This is a genomic window from Pseudooceanicola profundus, assembly GCF_054919315.1.
Window position 1 is genome coordinate 1,213,274 of sequence record NZ_CM142898.1, and the last position, 18,408, is coordinate 1,231,681.

The 18,408-nt window shown below is 68.1% G+C and carries 18 protein-coding genes; 16 read left to right on the forward strand and 2 right to left on the reverse strand.

The window, feature by feature from the left end:
• Positions 1–261: 261 nt before the first annotated feature.
• Complete coding sequence (gene ettA, locus ACX9MO_RS05555) at positions 262–1,917, forward strand: energy-dependent translational throttle protein EttA (protein WP_222491388.1); 1,656 nt, start codon at positions 262–264, stop codon at positions 1,915–1,917.
• A gap of 559 nt (positions 1,918–2,476) precedes the next feature.
• On the opposite strand, the gene ACX9MO_RS05560 is transcribed toward ettA, so the two are convergent.
• Positions 2,477–2,917 carry a DUF4168 domain-containing protein gene (locus ACX9MO_RS05560; protein WP_222491386.1) on the reverse strand — a complete coding sequence of 147 codons (441 nt, stop codon included), beginning with the start codon at positions 2,915–2,917 and terminating at the stop codon, positions 2,477–2,479.
• 369 nt (positions 2,918–3,286) lie between these two features.
• On the opposite strand from ACX9MO_RS05560, the gene ACX9MO_RS05565 reads away from it, so the two are divergent.
• Positions 3,287–3,853, forward strand: coding sequence for a L,D-transpeptidase (locus ACX9MO_RS05565; protein ID WP_222491385.1), 567 nt, complete (start codon positions 3,287–3,289; stop codon positions 3,851–3,853).
• A 68-nt stretch (positions 3,854–3,921) separates the two neighbouring features.
• Here ACX9MO_RS05565 and trxC read toward each other — a convergent pair whose 3' ends face one another.
• Positions 3,922–4,353 (reverse strand): thioredoxin TrxC, encoded by a 432-nt coding sequence (gene trxC / locus ACX9MO_RS05570; RefSeq protein ID WP_222491383.1) that lies wholly within the window; start codon positions 4,351–4,353, stop codon positions 3,922–3,924.
• A gap of 137 nt (positions 4,354–4,490) precedes the next feature.
• Here trxC and ACX9MO_RS05575 point away from each other — a divergent pair, with 137 nt between their 5' ends.
• The 14 genes from ACX9MO_RS05575 (at position 4,491) to ACX9MO_RS05640 (ending at position 18,403) form a co-directional block, all read left to right on the forward strand.
• Positions 4,491–5,384, forward strand: a complete 894-nt coding sequence (locus ACX9MO_RS05575) for an alpha/beta fold hydrolase (protein WP_462213820.1) — start codon at positions 4,491–4,493, stop codon at positions 5,382–5,384.
• On the forward strand, positions 5,377–6,531 hold the full coding sequence (locus ACX9MO_RS05580; RefSeq protein ID WP_462213821.1) for a geranylgeranyl reductase family protein: 1,155 nt from the start codon (positions 5,377–5,379) through the stop codon (positions 6,529–6,531). Before ACX9MO_RS05575 ends, ACX9MO_RS05580 begins: the two co-directional genes overlap by 8 nt.
• 257 nt (positions 6,532–6,788) lie before the next feature.
• Positions 6,789–7,589: a 3-oxoadipate enol-lactonase gene (pcaD, locus tag ACX9MO_RS05585; protein WP_462213822.1), complete on the forward strand. Its 801-nt coding sequence runs from the start codon at positions 6,789–6,791 to the stop codon at positions 7,587–7,589.
• Positions 7,570–7,977, forward strand: coding sequence for a 4-carboxymuconolactone decarboxylase (gene pcaC, locus ACX9MO_RS05590; protein WP_462213823.1), 408 nt, complete (start codon positions 7,570–7,572; stop codon positions 7,975–7,977). The genes pcaD and pcaC overlap by 20 nt, the downstream gene beginning before the upstream one ends.
• On the forward strand, positions 7,970–8,710 hold the full coding sequence (pcaH, locus tag ACX9MO_RS05595; protein ID WP_462213824.1) for a protocatechuate 3,4-dioxygenase subunit beta: 741 nt from the start codon (positions 7,970–7,972) through the stop codon (positions 8,708–8,710). The genes pcaC and pcaH overlap by 8 nt, the downstream gene beginning before the upstream one ends.
• A 1-nt stretch (position 8,711) precedes the next feature.
• Complete coding sequence (pcaG, locus tag ACX9MO_RS05600) at positions 8,712–9,314, forward strand: protocatechuate 3,4-dioxygenase subunit alpha (RefSeq protein WP_222491373.1); 603 nt, start codon at positions 8,712–8,714, stop codon at positions 9,312–9,314.
• Positions 9,315–10,031, forward strand: a complete 717-nt coding sequence (locus ACX9MO_RS05605) for an alpha/beta fold hydrolase (protein WP_462213825.1) — start codon at positions 9,315–9,317, stop codon at positions 10,029–10,031. It abuts the gene before it with no gap.
• 1 nt (position 10,032) lies between these two features.
• Complete coding sequence (locus ACX9MO_RS05610; RefSeq protein ID WP_462213826.1) at positions 10,033–11,358, forward strand: lyase family protein; 1,326 nt, start codon at positions 10,033–10,035, stop codon at positions 11,356–11,358.
• Positions 11,359–11,458: 100 nt separating this feature from the next.
• Positions 11,459–12,538 carry a zinc-binding dehydrogenase gene (locus ACX9MO_RS05615; protein ID WP_462213827.1) on the forward strand — a complete coding sequence of 360 codons (1,080 nt, stop codon included), beginning with the start codon at positions 11,459–11,461 and terminating at the stop codon, positions 12,536–12,538.
• Between the two features lie 198 nt (positions 12,539–12,736).
• Positions 12,737–13,024 carry an ArsR/SmtB family transcription factor gene (locus ACX9MO_RS05620; protein ID WP_222492979.1) on the forward strand — a complete coding sequence of 96 codons (288 nt, stop codon included), beginning with the start codon at positions 12,737–12,739 and terminating at the stop codon, positions 13,022–13,024.
• Between the two features lie 339 nt (positions 13,025–13,363).
• Positions 13,364–14,944 (forward strand): OpgD/OpgG family glucan biosynthesis protein, encoded by a 1,581-nt coding sequence (locus ACX9MO_RS05625; protein WP_462213828.1) that lies wholly within the window; start codon positions 13,364–13,366, stop codon positions 14,942–14,944.
• Complete coding sequence (locus tag ACX9MO_RS05630; protein ID WP_462213829.1) at positions 14,941–15,117, forward strand: hypothetical protein; 177 nt, start codon at positions 14,941–14,943, stop codon at positions 15,115–15,117. Before ACX9MO_RS05625 ends, ACX9MO_RS05630 begins: the two co-directional genes overlap by 4 nt.
• A 159-nt stretch (positions 15,118–15,276) precedes the next feature.
• Positions 15,277–17,082: a glucans biosynthesis glucosyltransferase MdoH gene (mdoH, locus tag ACX9MO_RS05635; RefSeq protein WP_462213830.1), complete on the forward strand. Its 1,806-nt coding sequence runs from the start codon at positions 15,277–15,279 to the stop codon at positions 17,080–17,082.
• Entirely contained in the window at positions 17,069–18,403 is a 1,335-nt protein-coding gene (locus tag ACX9MO_RS05640) for an OpgC family protein (RefSeq protein ID WP_462213831.1), read from the forward strand. Before mdoH ends, ACX9MO_RS05640 begins: the two co-directional genes overlap by 14 nt.
• The last annotated feature ends 5 nt before the right edge of the window (positions 18,404–18,408 follow it).

Sequence of the window (18,408 nt, forward strand, 5' to 3'; positions counted from 1 at the left end):
AAATACTCACATGCACGCGCCCGGCCTCCGCGCCCCGCCGGAGAGGACCCGCAACGCGCGCCCCTCGCTCCTGCCGGCGCCGCGCCACCCTTGGCGGAACCGGCCATAGGCCCGGTCTAGGCCCAGTGACAGACCCCGCCACAGGTCCCACCGCGCCGAATATCCGCCGGATAACGCTCCGGCGCCGGCCATCCCGATTGCTCCTGACCGCTGCCTTATGTATCAACCCCCGAACCTTTTCACCCAGTCGGGGAGTCTCCCATGGCCGCGTATCAGTATGTCTACCACATGTCCGGGGTGTCTAAGACCTATCCCGGTGGCAAGAAATGCTTCGAGAACATCCACCTCAACTTCCTGCCCGGCGTGAAGATCGGCGTTGTCGGCGTCAACGGCGCCGGTAAGTCGACCCTGCTCAAGATCATGGCCGGCCTCGACAAGGACTTCCAGGGCGAGGCCTGGCACGCCGAGGGCGCCAAGGTCGGCTACCTGCCGCAGGAGCCGGAACTGGACCCGAACCTCGACGTGCGCGGCAACGTGATGCTGGGCGTGAAAGAGAAGAAGGACATTCTCGACCGCTACAACGAACTGGCCATGAACTACTCGGACGAGACCGCCGACGAGATGGCCAAGCTGCAGGACGAGATCGACGCCCAGAACCTCTGGGATCTCGACAGCCAGATCGACATCTCGCTGGAAGCCCTGCGCTGCCCGCCGGACGATGCCGACGTGACCAAGCTCTCGGGCGGTGAGAAGCGCCGCGTGGCGCTCTGCCGGCTGCTGCTGGAAGCGCCCGACATGCTGCTGCTCGACGAACCGACCAACCACCTCGACGCCGAGACGATCGCCTGGCTGCAACAGCACCTGATCGACTACAAGGGCACGATCCTGATCGTGACCCACGACCGCTACTTCCTCGACGACATCACCGGCTGGATCCTCGAACTCGACCGTGGCCGGGGCATCCCCTACGAGGGCAACTACTCCGCCTGGCTGGAACAGAAGGCCAAGCGCCTCGCGCAGGAAGCCCGCGAGGACAAGTCGCGCCAGAAGACGCTGGAGCGCGAACTGGAGTGGATGCGGCAGGGCGCCAAGGCCCGCCAGGCGAAGTCCAAGGCCCGGATCAACTCCTACAACGAACTGGCCAACCAGTCCGAACGCGAGAAGATCACCCGCGCCCAGATCGTCATCCCCAACGGGCCCCGTCTCGGCTCCAAGGTGATCGAGGTCAACGGGCTGAAGAAGGCCATGGGCGACAAGCTCCTGATCGAGGACCTGTCCTTCGCGCTGCCGCCGGGCGGCATCGTGGGCGTGATCGGGCCGAACGGCGCCGGTAAGACCACGCTCTTCCGGATGCTGACCGGGCAGGAACAGCCCGACGAGGGCACCGTCGAATACGGCGACACGGTGAAACTGTCCTACGTGGACCAGTCGCGCGACGACCTGAACCCGAACGAGAACGTCTGGGAAGCCATCGCCGACGGTCTGGACATCGTGAAGCTGGGCGACGCCGAGGTGAACGCCCGGGCCTATTGCTCGGCCTTCAACTTCAAGGGCGGCGACCAGCAGAAGAAGGTCTCGCTGCTGTCGGGCGGTGAACGGAACCGCGTGCACATGGCGCGGCTGCTGCGCTCGGGCGGCAACGTGCTGCTGCTCGACGAACCGACCAACGACCTCGACGTGGAAACGCTCCGCGCGCTGGAAGACGCCCTCGTGGACTTCGCCGGCTGCGCGGTGGTGATCTCGCACGACCGCTTCTTCCTCGACCGGATCTGCACCCACATCCTCGCCTTCGAAGGCGACGCCCACGTGGAGTGGTTCGAAGGCAACTTCGAGGATTACGAAGAGGACAAGAAGCGCCGTCTGGGCCCCGACGCGCTGGAGCCGAAGCGGATCAAGTACAAGAAGTTCGCCCGCTGAGGCGGCCCGGGCAACCGGGTGGAACGGGAAAACGGCGTCCGCGAGGGCGCCGTTTTTCGTTGCGGGGGTGGGCCTGTGTAGGCCTGAACAGAGTTATCCTTTCTGAACAGAGCTATCCCTTGCCCCAAAAGCGGCACGCCGGGACGCGTCCGCCTCACTGCTCTCCGGCCTTCAGATAGGGCAGCGCCGTCCCGCGGGGTGGCGCAGTAGCGCCGGTCGCCATTGGTGCGCCATTGGTCCGAGCCCCTATGGCGACGGGGGGCGGGTCGGCGCTGCCCGGCCTCACGGCCGGGCGGGACATTTCGAGGGGACGGTGCTTTGGGGCTGAATTGGGCGTTGCGTCCGCCAATGTCGGTGGCACCACCTGAAGCCGAAGCGCGGTGAAAGACCCGCTGTTGGCTATAGGACACCTTGCCGCCGAAGCTTGGTAGATATGAGAGAGCCCACCGTCACCCCTCCGCCCACGAAGACGCACATCCCCCCGCGCATAAAAACGCCGCCCCCGAGGGGACGGCGCGGCCCGGCCGGGGTGGTCCGGGCGTCGGGTCAAAGGACGCGCTCAGCCCTCGCCCGAGTTCTGCTGGGCGGACATCTTGGCCTGCGCCATTTCCATGATCCGCGTGTTCAGTTCCTGATCCGCCTGCGCGGCGGCGCCGATCTCGTTGTAGGTCTCGAGGTCCATGCCCTCGACGGCCGAGATTGCATCCAGCATCTTCTGGTTCGCCTCTTCCACCAGCTCGGCGCGGGCACCTTCGTCGGTCGCGGTCTCGATCTGCTGCGTGTAGTCCTGACGCACGGCGCTCACATCCAGCGCAGCGGTCACGAAGGTGTCGAGCTGCGCGTCGCTGTAATCCTCTGCCGGGGCCTCTGCGGCGGCGGGCGGCGTGGCCGAGGTCTCGGGCGCCGCGGGATCGGCGCTCTGCGCCATCAGCGGGGCGAGCGGCGTGGCGGCGAGGCCGAGGATGACACCGGCTTTGAGAACATTTGCGCGAAGGGTCATAGCGTTTCCTTTCGGTCTGGTCGTCACCGCGGAACCTCCGCGGCGTCCCCACCGACCTATGCCGCCCCGCAGTTCACACAAGGCCGTCGCCCCGCCCGTACCCCGTACCGGCAAGCCCCCGCCAGAATCGCCCCCGCCACGTGGCGAGCGACCGCCGCCGCGCGCACCGCTGGCGGCCTGCCGCGCAGGAGGACCTGCCGGATGGCAGGCCTCCGCCCGCCCTGCGCCCCACCCGTTATCCGCGAAACGTGCAAGTCGGCCACACTTCTGCGTGTTCACCCGAGGGTGTCCGGGGCGTTTGCATTGCGAATCGGAACCACCGTGCGAAACTGGCGTTTTGATAGGTAAGTCATAGAAGGGTACTCTTGCATGACCACCCGCCGTTCCTTCCTCGCCACGGCCGCCGCAGCAACCGGCTTGGCCGCGATCCCCGGCTTCGCCCAGGCGGCATTCCAGCTTCCCGCGATCCTGCAACCGCAGGAGGTCGCCTTCGACGCGGCCTACCAGCCCGGCGAGATCGTGATCCTGCCGCGCGCCTACTTCCTCTACCACGTGACCGCCCCGGGTGTGGCCACCCGCTACGGGATCGCCGTCGCCAAGCCGGGCCTCGGCTGGACCGGCAGCGCCACGATCCGCCGCAAGGTGGAATGGCCGACATGGCGCCCGACGGACGAGATGATTGCGCAGAACCCGTCGAGCTATGGCAAGTTCAAGGGCAACACGGACCGGATGCCGGGCGGCCCGGGCAACCCGCTGGGGGCCCGCGCGATGTATCTCTACGAGGGGGGCAAGGACACCTACATCCGCATCCACGGCACGGTGCAGCCCTCGAGCATCGGGCACAATGCCTCCTCGGGCTGCTTCCGGATGCTGAACGAACATGTCAGCGCGCTCTACGACAAGGTGCCGATCGGCACCAAGGTGACCGTGCTCTGATCATGCGCCCTGCAAGGTGTGTCGCCGGGGGCCCGCAGGCCCCCGGTTTCGATTTGGCGACGCGCCGCTCAGAGTGCGCGCTTGACCCAGTCGACGATCTGCGCGCCCGGCATCGCGCCGGACTGGCGGGCCTTCTCGCGCCCGCCGGCAAAGGCCGCCATCGTCGGAATGCCGCGGATGCCATAGGCCTGACCGGCCTGCGGATGGTCCTGCGTGTTCAGCTTCACCAGCCGCGCCTGCCCCTTCATGGCCACCGCCGCCTTGGAGAACTCCGGCGCCATCATGCGACAGGGGCCGCACCACGGCGCCCAGAAATCGACGACCAGCGGCACCTCGTCGGTGCGCGCGGCCTTCTGCAGCGTGGCGAAATCCACCTCCTGCACCTTGTCCGAGATCAGCGGCGCGCCGCAGGTCCCGCATTTGGGCGCGGACATCAGCTTGTCCTCCGGCACCCGGTTCACCTGTCCGCAGTCCAGGCACGTGATCTTCTTGCCAGCCATCGCGGCCTCCATAATCTCATTCAAGATACGATATATGATCACCCGCAGGCACCGAAAAGCCCCTCGGCCCGGTTTCCCGGAGGGCGGGCGTGAAAAGACGTTGGACAGGCTCCGGTCTGCAGGTCAAGAAGGGGCAGATGCTGCGTTTTCTCTCCCTCGCCCTGCTCTGCCTCGGACCCGTCGCCTGCTCCTCGCTGCCGCCCCCGCAGCAGGCAGAAAGCTCTCCGATCATTCATGAGCCGAACCTCAACGACGAGGTCGACAAGCTGATCGTGCTGGTACCCGGCGCCATGGCGACGGTGGACATCTTCAGCCCGGTCCTGGGCTGGGACGACAGCGACAGCTCGATCCTCGCCTTCCGGTTCCCCGGCCTCGACGGGCTGCCGCTGGATCACCGGGTCGATATCCTGCAGTCCGGCGCCTATATCGCCGAGGCGGTCAACCGCATCCGGCCCAAGCATCTCTACCTGATCGGCTTTTCCACCGGAGGCCCGGTGGCGCTGGAGGCCGCGCGGCGGGTGGAGACGGCAGATGTGCATGTCGCCCTCGTGTCCTCCGCCAGTTCCTTCCCGGACACGCTGGTGGCGGCGGCGGAAGGCGCGGTCGACGTGGCGAGCGCCTTCATCCGCTCGGGCGGCACATCCATGGACGCCGCATGGCTGGAGAACTACCGCACCCTGCTCTACGGGCGGAAGCACTACGACCAGCCCGGGCTGGCCGAGAAGAGCGAGGCCCTCGCCGAGGAGCAGCGCGGCCATATCACCACGCCCTCGGTGAAGATGACGCTGGCCCATACGGGCAGCCTGATGGGATGGGTCTATCACCCCGATCCCAAGCTTGAACGCGCCAATATCGCGCTCTTCCACGGGGGGGACGACAACCTCTTCCCGCTCAGACGCGCCCGCCGCTTCGCAGGAGAGATCCCGGCCGATGCGTTCTATACCTATCCCGAGCAGGGGCACCTGCTCTTCGTGACGGCGCCCACGCTCTTCGACGACATCCACAGGTTCTTCGGGCTGGAAGATGACTGACACCACCCTCCGGGACGTGATCGTCCTCGGCGCCGGGCCCGCGGGCTCTGCAGCCGCCTTCACCGCGGCGCGCGCCGGCCTGCGCGTGGCCCTGATCGACCGGCACCGCCACCCGCGCGAAAAGCTCTGCGGGGGCGGCTTCACCGGGCGCAGCTACCGCTACTTCCACGAGGTTTTCGGCGAGGAGATCGCCCCGGACCTGATCGAGACCCACACCGCCGTGGAACTGCACGCCCATGGCCATGCCCTCGGCGTGCTGGAGGACATCCCCCCCATCCACCTTGCCATGCGGCGCACGCTGGACGCGGACATGTGCCGCCGCGCGCTGGAGGCGGGGGCCGAGGATGTCACCGGGCAGCGGATCACCGGCATCGACCCTGCGGCGCCGTCGGTCACGCTGGCGGACGGGCGGGTGCTTCGCGCCCGGGTCCTGATCGGGGCGGACGGGGTGAACAGCGAGGTCGCGCGCTCCCTCTTCGGCCAGCCCTTCGACCGGCGGCACGTGGGCTTCGGGCTGGAGGTCGAGGCCCCGCCCGCCGCGGACAACCCCGATGCACCGGTGCGGATCGACTTCGGCGTCGTGCGCTATGGCTATGGCTGGCACTTTCCCAAGGCCGTCAGTTCCACCGTGGGCATCGGCGGCATCCTGTCCCGCAACCCCGCGATGAAACAGGCGATGGCCAGCTACGTCGCCGAGATCGGACGCGGTGCGGATGTGAAGGTGAAGGGCCAGTTCCTGCCCGCAGGCGACTTCCGGCGGGTGCCCGGCGCGGGGCGCGTGCTGCTGGCGGGCGATGCGGCGGGGCTGGTCGATCCCTTCACCGGCGAGGGAATCGCCCTCGCCATGAAATCGGGGCAACTGGCGGCCGAGGCCACCGTGGCAGCCCTCGCCCACAGCCATCCCGATGACGCCCTGCCCCGCTACCGCGTGGCATTGCGCCCGATGCACAACGACCTGCGGCAGGCCATCCTGCTGCGCAAGCTGGTCTATGCACGCCCCATGCAACGCGCCATCGTCGCCGCCTTCAAGCGCCCCTCGGGACGCCTGCGCCGCCTGACTTTTGAACTGCTTGGCGGCGAAATCGAATATGGGGATCTCAGCCGTGCCGCACTGCGGCGCCTGCCCGGGCTGCTCCTGCGGCGCTAGGCCGGCACCTGCTCCCGCGACGTCCTGCCGCGCATTTTAATTGACACAGACAACCACTTTTGGTTCCTTCCTGTGGCGAACAGGGAGGACATCATGCGCATTTCGGGGCGAGCCCCATGCCTGTGGCATGGCGCGCCGGGCCGTTGGCCCGCGCGGAGCGGAGGCTTTGACAGCCTGCCCGCGGGCTGGGATCCTGTCTGCACATGGTCCGGCGGGGCTTCGGCCCGCACCGGCTCCGGAGGAAGGAAACGTCACGCATGAACATCGCCGATCTTGACGGGCTCAGGGTCCACTACACCGACGAGGGCGACCCGAACGGCGCCCCCGTCGTCTTTGCCAATTCGCTGGGGACCGACCTGCGGCTCTGGGATGCGGTGCTGCCGCTGCTGCCCGCGGGCCTGCGGCTGATCCGCTATGACAAACGCGGCCACGGCCTGACCGACTGCCCCGAGGGTCCCTATTCCATGGGCGCGCTCGTGCGCGACGCCGAGCGCCTGCTGGACCACCTCGGTGTGAAGGACGCGCTCTTCGTCGGTCTCTCCATCGGCGGCATGATCGCTCAGGGCCTCGCCGTGAAACGGCCCGACCTGATCCGCGCCGTGGTGATCTCGAACTCCGCCGCCAAGATCGGCACCGCCGAGATGTGGCAGCAGCGCATCGGCACGGTGAAGGAGCAGGGCATCGCCGCCATGGCGGATGCCATCCTCGAGCGCTGGTTCCACCCCGCCTTCCGCGAGACGGAGGAATTCTCCGGCTGGCGCAACATGCTGATCCGGCAGCCCGCCGAGGGCTATGCCGGCTGCTGCGCCGCCATCGCGGGCACGGATTTCTACACCCCCACCTCGGGGCTGCGGATGCCTGCCCTCGGCATCGCGGGCAGCGATGATGGCTCGACCCCGGCGGACCTCGTGCGCGAGACGATCGACCTGATCCCCGGCTCGCGCTTCGAGGTCATCCGCAAGGCCGGCCACCTGCCCTGCGCCGAACAGCCCGAGGCCTACGCCGCCCTCCTCACCGACTTCATCAAGGGAACCGGACATGCCCGACACCAAAGCTGAGAAAACCGCCAAGTTCGACCGAGGCATGGAGGTGCGCCGCTCGGTTCTGGGCGACGCCCATGTCGACCGCGCCGAAGCCGCCAAGACCGAATTCGACGAACCGTTCCAGACCCTCATCACCGAGGGCGCCTGGGGCACCGTCTGGGCCTCTGACGGGATCACGCAGCGCGAACGCTCGATGATCACGCTGGCCCTGCTGGCCGCCACCGGCAACTTCGAGGAAATCCCCATGCACATCCGCGCCACCGCCCGCACGGGCGCCAGCAAGCGCGATGTTCAGGAAGCCCTTCAGCACGTCGCCATCTATGCGGGCGTTCCCAAGGCGAACCACGCGCTGAAACTTGCCAAAGCCACCTACGCCGAAATGGAGGAGACCCAGAATGACTGACAGCCCCCGCGACTTGGGGCCGCTGGTGCCGCGCAACCGCGACGCGCATCCCGCCGCCTATGACCCCGGATACAAGACCAGCGTCGTCCGCTCGCCGAACCAGGCGCTGCTGTCGATGGAATCCACGCCCTCGGAGGAAACCGGCCCCCGGTTCGGGCACAACAAGATCCAGGCGCTGGACAACAACCTGATCCTGAACTGGACCAAGGGCGAGAGCCCGGCGGTCGGCGAGAGGGTCCTCGTCCACGGCCGCGTGCTGGACGAATTCTGCCGCCCCGTGCCCCATACGCTGGTGGAGATCTGGCAGGCCAACGCGGGCGGGCGCTACCGCCACGTGAAGGACACCTACTTCGCGCCGCTCGATCCGAACTTCGGCGGCTGCGGCCGGACCCTGACGGACGAGAACGGCTATTACGAGTTCCTGACGATCCGCCCCGGCGCCTACCCCTGGCCCAACCGCGGCAACGACTGGCGCCCGATGCACATCCACTTCTCGATCTTCGGGCACAGCTTCGGCCAGCGGCTGATCAGCCAGATGTACTTCCAGGGCGATCCGCTGATCGACCTCTGCCCGATCGCCCACACGGTGAAGGATCGCGGCCAGCTCGACGCGCTCGTGGCGCCGCTCGACATGGCCATGTCGCGGCCGATGGATTTCCTGGCCTACAAGTTCGACATCGTGCTGCGCGGCCGTCGCCAGACCATGTTCGAAAACAAGCTGGAGGGGATGTAAGATGGTCCAACCGCTCAACAACCGCCTGACCGAAAGCGCCTCGCAGACCGCGGGCCCGTACGTTCATATCGGCTGCATGCCGACCCATGCCGGCAATGCCGGCGCCTACGAGGAAGAGATCGGCACCAGCCCGATCGAGGACGGCTGCGCCGGTGAGATCATCACCATCAAGGGCGAGGTCTTTGACGGCACCGGCTGGGCGCTGCGCGATGCCATGATGGAAAGCTGGCAGCCGGACGCCGCGGGCAAGTTCCCCGGTCAGGAGGGTGCGGACCCCAAGGTCTCGGGCTTCTGCCGCTTTGCCGCCGATGGCACCACCGGCGAGTTCACCCTGCGCACCGTCAAGCCCGGCCCCGTGCCGATGCGCGGCGGCGGCATGCAGGCGCCGCACATCTCGGTCTGGGTCGTGGCCCGCGGGATCAACACCGGTCTGCAAACGCGCATCTACTTCGAGGACGAGGACAACAGCAACGATCCCCTGCTCAAGCGGATCGAGCAGCGTCCCCGCGTCGACACCCTGATCGCCAAGAAGGAGGCCGACGGCGTCTATCGCTTCAATATCGTCCTTCAAGGCAAGGACGAGACGGTCTTCCTCGACCTCTGAATGGCACGGTTCGTGCTGATCCACGGCGCCTGCCACGATGGCAGGTGCTGGCACCGCGTGATCCCCGAGCTTGAGGCCCGGGGACATGCGGCTGTCGCCCCGGACCTCCCCGGGCGCGGGGCCGACCCGCGCCCGCACGGCGACATCACGCTGGATGACTACGCGCAGACGGTGATCGACGCCGCCACGGATCTTGGCGCCCCGGCGATCCTCGTGGGGCATTCCGCCGGCGGCTTTGCGATTTCCCGCGCGGCCGAACTGGCGCCCGAGGTCGCGCAGCGCCTTGTCTACCTCTGCGCCTTCCTGCCGCGTGACGGGCACTCGCTGGTCCAGATGGCCGACAGCTGGCCCCAGCCACCGCTCAAGGGCATCGCCCGGCGTCAGGGAGATGGCTATGAGGTCGACCCCGGTGCCGACGACCTGCGCTTCTACCACGACGTGCCCGAAGACCTGCGCCGCATCGCGCAGTCCCGGCTGGTCCGCGAACCCATGGTGCCCCATGCCACGCCGATCCAATTGGGCGCGAACTGGCAAAACACCCCGCGGTCCTATATCCGCTGCACACAGGACCTGACCATCGCCCCCGCCCATCAGGCGGAGATGGCGGCAGATTGCGACCCGAAGGACAGATACGACATGCCCACCGGCCACTCCCCTTTCCTCTCCGATCCGCGCGGGCTGGCCGCGCTGCTGCACCAGATCGCGGGAGGGCACTGACATGGCCGGCTCCGTGCACGACAGCTCGATCTATCACCGCCTGTTCCCGGCAGGGGACCTGGGCAAGCTCTTCTCCGACAGCGCAGAGGTCCGCGCCATGCTGCTGGTCGAAGGGGCGCTCGCCAAGGTGCAGGGCAGCCTCGGCGTGATCCCAGAGGTCTCGGCCGCCGCGATCCACCGCGCCAGCCTCGAGATCCCGCTTGACCCCGCGGGGCTGTCCGAGGCCGTGGCCACCAATGGTGTGCCGGTCCCCGGCCTCGTCGCCGCCTTCCGCAAGGAGATGCAGGCGCCGGAACATTCGCAATACGTCCATTGGGGCGCCACCTCGCAGGACATCGCCGACACCGGGCTGATGCTGCGGATGCGGCAGGTGCTGGACCTGACCGAAAAGGGCCTGACCGCCCTGCTGACCACGCTGGCCGACCTGGCCGAGGCCCATGCCGACCTGCCCATGGCGGGCCGCACCTACGGCCAGCACGCGACGCCCGTGGGCTTCGGCGCGGTGGTGGCCCATTGGGGCGCGCCGCTGGCGGACCTCCGCGATGCCCTGCCCGCGCTGCGCGAGCAGGTGCTCTGGGTCTCGCTCTCGGGCGCGGCAGGCACCGGCGCGGCCTTTGGCGACACCGCGCTCGAGACCCGCGCGAAACTGGCGCAGGCGCTTGGCCTGCGTGATCCGGGCCGGTCGTGGCACGCGGACCGCAGCCCGGTGCTGGCGCTGTCGGCATGGATGGCCCGGCTCGCCCTTGCGCTTGGCAAGATGGGTGAGGACCTCATCGCCCTGACCATGAGCGGCATCGGCGAAGTGCGCCTTGGCGCGACCGGCGGCTCCTCGACCATGCCGCAGAAGCAAAACCCGGTGCAGCCCTCCGCCCTCGTGGCGCTTGGCCGTCAGGTCGCGGGGCTGAACGCCACGATGCAGAGCGCCGCGATGCCCCGCAACGAGCGTGACGGGGCCGCGTGGTTCACCGAATGGCTGACTCTGCCGCAGCTGATCCTTTCCACCGCCGCCGCGCTGAACGTGGCGCAGGAGGTGACGGCGGGGGTGCAGCCCGATGCTGTCGCCATGAAGCGCACGCTGGGTGCCGGTCAGGGCCTGATGCTGGCCGAGGCGCTGACCTTCCGCCTTGCCGCCGACATGCCCCGCCCCGAGGCGCAGGCGCAGGTGAAGGAGATCTGCAAGACGGTGATGGCCGAGGGCTCGGACCTCGCCACCGAGGCGCAGAAGGTCTTCCCCGACCGCGATCTCGGCGATCTCTTCGACATGTCGCGCCAGCTTGGCACCGCACCGGAGGAGGCCCGCGCCTTCGCTGCCCGCATCCGCGGCTGAGGTCGATTTTCAAAGCCCCTTCCAATGCGGAATTTTATTCCACTATTGTAACCCCTATCTGCGGGCCGTTCTCTGGGCCCGCAGCCAGGGAGGTTGAGACGTGGAAAAGATCAGGGCGGCCGTTTGCCGCGAACATAACGCACCCCTCACCATCGAGGAGGTTCTGCTGGCCCCGCCCGGCGAGGGACAGATCGAGGTCGAGATCGCGGCAGTGGCGATCTGCCACTCCGATATCTCCTTCCTGCAGGGCGGCTTCGGCGGCACCCTGCCGACGGTTGCCGGGCACGAGGCGGCTGGTATCATCACCAAGCTGGGCGAGGGCGTGAAGGGCCTGTCGGTCGGCGATCATGTCTGTGTCACGCTGATCCATGCCTGCGGTCACTGCCGCAGCTGCGCCTCGGCCAGCCCGACGACCTGCGAAACGCCGGTGCCGCAGCCCGGGCCGCTGTCGCTGCCCGACGGCACGCCGATCTACCAGGCGATGGCCTGCGGCGCCTTCGCCGAGAAGGTCGTGGTGGACCAGAGCCAGGTGGTGGTGATTCCCTCCGACATGTCGATGGAGGCAGCCTCGCTCGTCTCCTGCGGGGTCATCACGGGGCTGGGGGCAGCCGTGAACGCCGCCAACGTGCGCCCCGGACAGGACGTGGTGGTGATCGGCGCGGGCGGCGTGGGGCTGAACGCGATCCAGGGCGCGCGCCTCGCCGGGGCCCGCCGCGTGGTCGCCGTGGACATGACCGAGGAGAAACTGGCCATCGCCAGGGAGTTCGGCGCCACAAACGGCGTGCTGGCCGAGGGCAAGCCCTGGGCCGCCGTGAAGGCCCTTCTGGGCAAGGGCGCCGACAGCGTGCTGGTCACCGTGGGGGCGGCCCCGGCCTATGACACCGCCCCGCGTTACCTCGTTCCGACCGGGCGGGTGATCGCCGTGGGGATGCCACATCTCGACAAATCATCCACTTACTCGCCGATGCTGATGGCGCGGCAGGCACAGGGGATCGAAGGCTCGATGATGGGCAATGTCATCATCCGCCGGGATATTCCGTGGATCGTGGACCTCTACCAGCAGGGCCGGATCAAGCTCGACGAGCTGATCTCGGGCCGCTGGCGGCTGGAAGAGATCAACGAAGCCATCGCCGATACCGTCACCGGCACCGCCCGGCGGAACGTGCTCCTGCTGCGCTGAGAGCCCGGCGCAGTCCCTGATGGGTCAATACCGGTGACATGAACGCCGCAGCGCGAAAAATTTATCGTGCTGCGGTGCGGCTGTCTCATGGCCCATCTTAAAAACGCGCTACAAAGGTGTTACATACAGCTCACCGTAACCTCCGACACCGATACGACCGTGGACGACCAGACCGACGTCAAAGCCCCTCCTGCCGAAATGGCCCGCGCCGCGGGCAATGCCGCCGCGTTTCTCAAGACGCTGGCGCATGAGGGGCGCCTGATGATCCTCTGTCACCTCGGCTCGGGCGAGAAATCGGTGGGCGAGCTGGAACAGCTGCTGGACTTCCGGCAGGCTGCGGTCAGCCAGATGCTGGCCCGCCTGCGCGAGGAGGGCCTCGTGCAGACCCGGCGCGACGGCAAGACGATCTACTATTCCCTCGCCAGCGACGCCACCTCAGAGGTGATCGCGCTGCTTTACAGGCTGTTCTGCAACCCAAGCGCCTGAGCTTATCTTCCGACAATCCCGTGGGTGTCCGATCCGAAGGCGGCACCCACACCCGGTACGCGGGATCGTGCCTGCGCTGCGGCGAAGATCCGCGCAGGTGCAGAAACCCCGTGGAACCTGCTGAGTTCTCATGCGTTTAAAGCGCTGTGGGGTCGCGGGTCTGTGCCGGTAAGCCCCGGGGAAATGGCGTGAAATTGCCGCGCCGCAGCCCAGCGATTGCAACCCTGACGGTCTTTGGCTTTGCTAAGGAAACCGTCGTGTGAAGAGGCCTGACCTTTGTATTCTGACAATACGATTTCCCGCTGTATTGCCACCGAACCTGTCCTGAACCGCCGCCGCATGCTTGGCCTGCTGGCGGGGTCCAGCTGTCTGACCGTGCTGCCGAGGCTGACCCGTGCGCAGGACACGGCCGCGCCGGCCGACCCTGCGGCCGCGCCTGCCGCCGATGCCGCGCCTGCCGGCACGCCCTTCTCCTTCGACGACCTGAGCGCCCGGATGCAGGCCCTCGCGGGCGAGGCCTACAAGGCGCCCGAGGGGCCCTCCGGTTTCGTCGCCGATCTCGACTACGACGATTACCAGAACATCCGCTTCCTGCCCGAACGCGCCGTCTGGCACGAGACCGGCGCCCGCTTCCAGCTGCATGCCTTCCACCTCGGCTGGCTCTTCAAGCAGCCGGTGCAGGTCTTCGAGGTCGCCGAGGGCATGGCCCACCCGCTGACCTTCTCGACCGACGATTTCGACTACATGAACGGGCTCAGCGAGAAGATCCCCGAGCATGCCGCCCTGTCCGGCGTCGCCGGGATGCGCCTGACGGCCCCGATGAACCGGCCCGATATCTATGACGAGGTCGTGGCCTTCCTCGGTGCCTCCTACTTCCGCGCCCTCGGCCGGGGTAACGCCTACGGGCTGTCGGCCCGGGGCCTCGCCCTCAACACCGGCCTCTCCTCCGGCGAGGAATTCCCGCGGTTCTCGAATTTCTACATCGACCGCCCCGCCGCCGGGCAGGGCACGATCGCCGTCTATGCCACGCTGGAAAGCCAGTCGCTCACCGGGGCCTATCGGTTCCTGATCACCCCGGGCGCCGACACCCGCATGGAGGTGACCGCACGTCTCTACCTGCGCGAGGACGTGGAGCAGATCGGCATGGCGCCGCTGACCTCGATGTTCCTCTTCGGGCCGGGCGACATGGGCGATTTCGACGATTACCGCCCGCGGGTCCATGACAGCGACGGGCTGACCCTGATCAACGCCGATGGCCGGCGCTTCTGGCGGCCGCTGAACAACCCACCGCGGCTGGCCAACTCCTACATCGGCAGCCGCTCGCCCCGTGCCTTCGGCCTGATGCAGCGCAACCGCGCCTTCAGCGATCAGCTCGATGCCGGCGCGGCCTACGAGCGCCGCCCCTCCTGCCTGATCGAGCCGATCGGTGACTGGGGTGCGGGCACCGTGCGGCTGGTGGAGATCCCTTCCGACAAGGAAACCAACGACAACATCGTCGCCTTCTGGGTCCCCGAGGCCCAACCCAAGGCCGGCGAGGCGCTGGAATTCTCCTACCGGATGCACTGGGGCGACCTGCCCCCCGACGATACCGTGAACACGGCCCATGTGCTGCGGACGCTGGCCGGTCACGGCGGCGTTTCCGGCGGCGAGGCGGTCGAGGATCAGCGGAAATTCGTCATTGATTTCGCCGGCGGCCTGATGGCGGAACTTCCCGCCGACGCAGCCGTTAAACCACAAGTGACTGTGAAAAATGGCGACCTCGTCGAGGCCATCCTGTCGAAGATCCCCGGCCGCGATACGTGGCGTCTGGTGATCGAGGTGGCGGCCGCGAACGGCGCCGTCGTGGAACTGCAAGCCCATGTCGAAGGTTTCGACCGCGTCCTGACCGAGACATGGATCAACCAGTGGATCAAAGCATGAGTAACGAAGCACATCTGTTCGAGAAGGCCCCCGAAACCGACGCACACGTCAGCATCGCGCCCCCCGAGGCGCCGCTGGTCATGCCGCGCCAGCAGCTCGAAGGCGCCCCCGTCCGCGCGCCCGGCGTCCTGGCCCGGCTCATGCATTTCGGCGGGCGTGCGGCGCAGGGCTGACCTGCCCGGCTGATCCCGGCGGCCCGACAGCGGACCGTCAAGGCAGCCACGCCACATCGCTTTGCAGCGCAGCTCTCACCGGCGCGCTTCACCATTGGGGATGACGCCGGCCGCGCCGGCATGGCGCCCGTTGCCGGGCGTTCAGGGGAGTTTTGCAACATGCCGGACCGTGCACCGTTGAAAGCCAATACCTTAGCGTCGCGTCTGACGGCGATCGCCTTCGCGGGCCTGCTCGGGCTCGGCGCGGCGGGGCTGGTCTTCGAGGCCTCCATCCAGGACGGGCTTCAGACCACGGACGTCTTGCGCGCGCTGCTGATCTGGATGACGACCTCCTGGCTGGCCTGGGGCGCCGCGCAGGCGCTTCTGGGGCTGGTCCCGCGCCGCATCGGCGCCGGCGACCTGTCGGGGATCGATCCGCGCAACCACCGCACCGTCATCCTCGTGCCGATCTGCAACGAGGACGCCCGCGCCACCTTCTCCCGGGTGGCAGCGATGGACATCTCCCTCGCCGAGGCCGGGCTGACCGGCGCGGTCGATTTCGCCATCCTCTCGGACACCCGTGACGACACGCTGGCCCGGGTCGAGCGCCAGTGGTTCGACCAGCTGCACCGCGACCGCGAGGGCGCGGGCCGCATCTACTACCGCCGCCGCACCGACAACTGGGGCCGCAAGGCGGGCAACATCGAGGAATTCATCACCCGCTCGGGCGGCGCCTACGAATTTGCCGTGATCCTCGACGCGGACAGCCTGATGGAAGGTGAAACCGTCGCCGAGATGGTCCGCCGCATGGTGGCGGAGCCGCGCCTCGGCCTGCTGCAGACCCTGCCGCAGATCGTCGGCGCGCAATCGCTCTTCGGGCGCGCGATGCAATTCTCGTCGAACTTCTTCTCGCCGGTCTTCTCCCGCGGGCTGGCGCATATGCAGGGCGACACCGGCCCGTTCTGGGGCCACAACGCCATCGTGCGCGTGCGCGCCTTCGCCGAAAGCTGCGGCCTGCCCGAGTTGAAGGGCCGTCCGCCCTTCGGCGGGCACATCCTGTCCCATGACTATGTCGAGGCCGCGCTGCTGGCCCGGGCGGGCTGGATCGTGCGGCTCGACGAGGACCTGACCGGCTCCTACGAGGAAGGCCCCGAAAACATCGTCTCCTATGCCAAGCGTGACCGCCGCTGGTGCCAGGGCAACCTGCAGCACTCCCGCCTGCTGACCGCTCCCGGCCTGCGGTTCTGGAGCCGCTTCGTCTTCCTTCAGGGGATCACCGCCTACATCGTCTCGCTGATCTGGGCGGCCTTCCTGATCGTCAGCCTCGTGGCCTTCGTGACCGCGCCGCTGCCGAACTACTTCCCCGATCCCTACCAGCTGTTCCCCTCCTTCCCCTCGGACCGCACCCGTGAGATCGTCGGGCTGGGCATCGGTGTGATCGGCCTGCTGATCCTGCCCAAGTTCCTGATCCTCGTGCACGCGATCCTGACCCGTCGCACCAAGGGCTTCGGCGGCGCCTTCACCACCTTCCGCTCGGTCCTGGGCGAGTTGCTGCTGTCCTCGCTGATGGCGCCGGTGATGCTGATGTACCAGTCCCGCGCCGTGCTGCAGGTCCTGATGGGCCGCGACGGCGGCTGGCCTGCGAACCAGCGCGGCGAAGGCCGCCTGAGCCTGCGCGAGGCCTGGGCCGCAAGCGGCTGGATCGTGACCTGGGGCACCCTCGTGCTGGCGGCGCTGACCCAGTTCGCGCCTACGCTGGCGCTGTGGCTGCTGCCGGTCTGCGTGCCGATGATGGCCGCGCCGGTGCTGCTGGCCTGGTCCTCGCGGCCCGCGCGCTCGCGCCTGTTCCGCGTGCCCGGAGAACTGGAGGCCGCCCGTGTCGTGACGCTCTACCACGGGGTCGCCGCCAACTGGCCCGCCACGCTGGAGCCGCAGGCCGCACCCGAGTCCGACACAGGTGAAGGAGGCACCCATGTCACAGCCTGAGGCAAAGCTGATCGCCATGCCCGGCACCCAAGGCTCGGTGAAGGCCAAGCGCGACCTGCGGATCGACATGTTCCGCGGTCTGGCGCTCGCGATGATCTTCATCGACCACGTGCCCGGCAATCCCTATGAATACGGCACCGTCCGCAACATCGGCTTCTCCGATGCGGCCGAGGCCTTCTTCCTGATGTCCGGCATCGCCGCGGGCCTCGCCTATTCCGGGCGCTTCCTGCCCGAGCGGGTGGACCGCACGGGGGTCTGGCAGGCCATGGCGCCGCTCTGGTCCCGGGCGTGGCTGCTCTACGTGGTGCACGTGCTGCTGACCGTGACCGCCATCGCGATCTTCGCGGGCGGCGTGCTGATGTTCCGCGCGCCGGAACTGCTGCAGCAGATCAACCTCGCGCCGCTGGTGGAGACCCCGTTGCAGGCCGTCATCGGCATCCCGCTGATGACGCACCAGCTGGGCTACGTGAACATCCTGCCGGCCTATGCGGTGCTTCTCTTCGTGCTGCCCGCGGTGATCCCGCTGGCCGAGAGGTTTCCCTATGCCACGCTCGGGGCCTCGCTGACGCTGTGGTTCGTCACCGGGCTCCTGCGGCTGAACCTGCCGAATTTCCCGAACGAGGGCGGCTGGTTCTTCAACCCCTTCGCCTGGCAGGCGCTCTTCACCGTCGGCCTGCTGACCGGCATCTTCATGCGGCGCGGCGAACGCTTCGTGCCCGTGTATCGCGGCCTCTTCTGGGCCTGCGTCGGCTACCTGCTGTTCTCGCTGGCCTGGCTCTACCTGCCCGGCATGGGACCGCGGATGGATGCGGCGATGACCTGGCTGCGCGACAGCGGCGTGCCGTTCCACATCACCAACCAGGACAAGACCTTCCTCGCCCTGCCGCGCTTCGCCCATGCGCTGTCGCTGGCCTACGTGCTGTCCTGCCTGCCCTTCGTTGTGACGGTGGCCGAGAGCCGCTGGACCGCGCCGCTGCGCCTGATGGGCCGCCACGGGCTGCAGGTCTTTGCCGCGGGCACGCTGCTGGCGCTGCTGTTCCAGACCGTCGTGCAGACCCATCCGCACCTGCTTTGGCCCGCCATCGTGCTGCCGCCGCTGGGTCTGGCGCTGCAACTGATGCTGGCCTGGTGCCGCGAGGCCTCGGCCCGGTCGGCCCGCCGCGGGCGCAAGGCACCGCAGGCACCCGCCAATACCCCGCGCCCCGCGTCGAAGCCCGCCTTCGCCTCGGCCCATGCGCCGGCGATGCCGCCGGGTGTCGCCCCCTTCGGCGCGGTGCCCGCGATCGCGGCCCCGCTGCGCCAGCGGGCCCTGCTCGGCTAGGACGC

Excerpts from the sequence above, each read along its gene's own strand:
- ettA (WP_222491388.1), top strand. The coding sequence starts at position 262 with ATGGCCGCGTATCAGTATGTCTACCACATGTCCGGGGTGTCTAAGACC.
- ACX9MO_RS05560 (WP_222491386.1), bottom strand. The coding sequence starts at position 2,917 with ATGACCCTTCGCGCAAATGTTCTCAAAGCCGGTGTCATCCTCGGCCTC.
- ACX9MO_RS05565 (WP_222491385.1), top strand. The coding sequence starts at position 3,287 with ATGACCACCCGCCGTTCCTTCCTCGCCACGGCCGCCGCAGCAACCGGC.
- trxC (WP_222491383.1), bottom strand. The coding sequence starts at position 4,353 with ATGGCTGGCAAGAAGATCACGTGCCTGGACTGCGGACAGGTGAACCGG.
- ACX9MO_RS05575 (WP_462213820.1), top strand. The coding sequence starts at position 4,491 with ATGCTGCGTTTTCTCTCCCTCGCCCTGCTCTGCCTCGGACCCGTCGCC.
- ACX9MO_RS05580 (WP_462213821.1), top strand. The coding sequence starts at position 5,377 with ATGACTGACACCACCCTCCGGGACGTGATCGTCCTCGGCGCCGGGCCC.
- pcaD (WP_462213822.1), top strand. The coding sequence starts at position 6,789 with ATGAACATCGCCGATCTTGACGGGCTCAGGGTCCACTACACCGACGAG.
- pcaC (WP_462213823.1), top strand. The coding sequence starts at position 7,570 with ATGCCCGACACCAAAGCTGAGAAAACCGCCAAGTTCGACCGAGGCATG.
- pcaH (WP_462213824.1), top strand. The coding sequence starts at position 7,970 with ATGACTGACAGCCCCCGCGACTTGGGGCCGCTGGTGCCGCGCAACCGC.
- pcaG (WP_222491373.1), top strand. The coding sequence starts at position 8,712 with ATGGTCCAACCGCTCAACAACCGCCTGACCGAAAGCGCCTCGCAGACC.
- ACX9MO_RS05605 (WP_462213825.1), top strand. The coding sequence starts at position 9,315 with ATGGCACGGTTCGTGCTGATCCACGGCGCCTGCCACGATGGCAGGTGC.
- ACX9MO_RS05610 (WP_462213826.1), top strand. The coding sequence starts at position 10,033 with ATGGCCGGCTCCGTGCACGACAGCTCGATCTATCACCGCCTGTTCCCG.
- ACX9MO_RS05620 (WP_222492979.1), top strand. The coding sequence starts at position 12,737 with ATGGCCCGCGCCGCGGGCAATGCCGCCGCGTTTCTCAAGACGCTGGCG.
- ACX9MO_RS05625 (WP_462213828.1), top strand. The coding sequence starts at position 13,364 with ATGCTTGGCCTGCTGGCGGGGTCCAGCTGTCTGACCGTGCTGCCGAGG.
- ACX9MO_RS05630 (WP_462213829.1), top strand. The coding sequence starts at position 14,941 with ATGAGTAACGAAGCACATCTGTTCGAGAAGGCCCCCGAAACCGACGCA.
- mdoH (WP_462213830.1), top strand. The coding sequence starts at position 15,277 with ATGCCGGACCGTGCACCGTTGAAAGCCAATACCTTAGCGTCGCGTCTG.
- ACX9MO_RS05640 (WP_462213831.1), top strand. The coding sequence starts at position 17,069 with ATGTCACAGCCTGAGGCAAAGCTGATCGCCATGCCCGGCACCCAAGGC.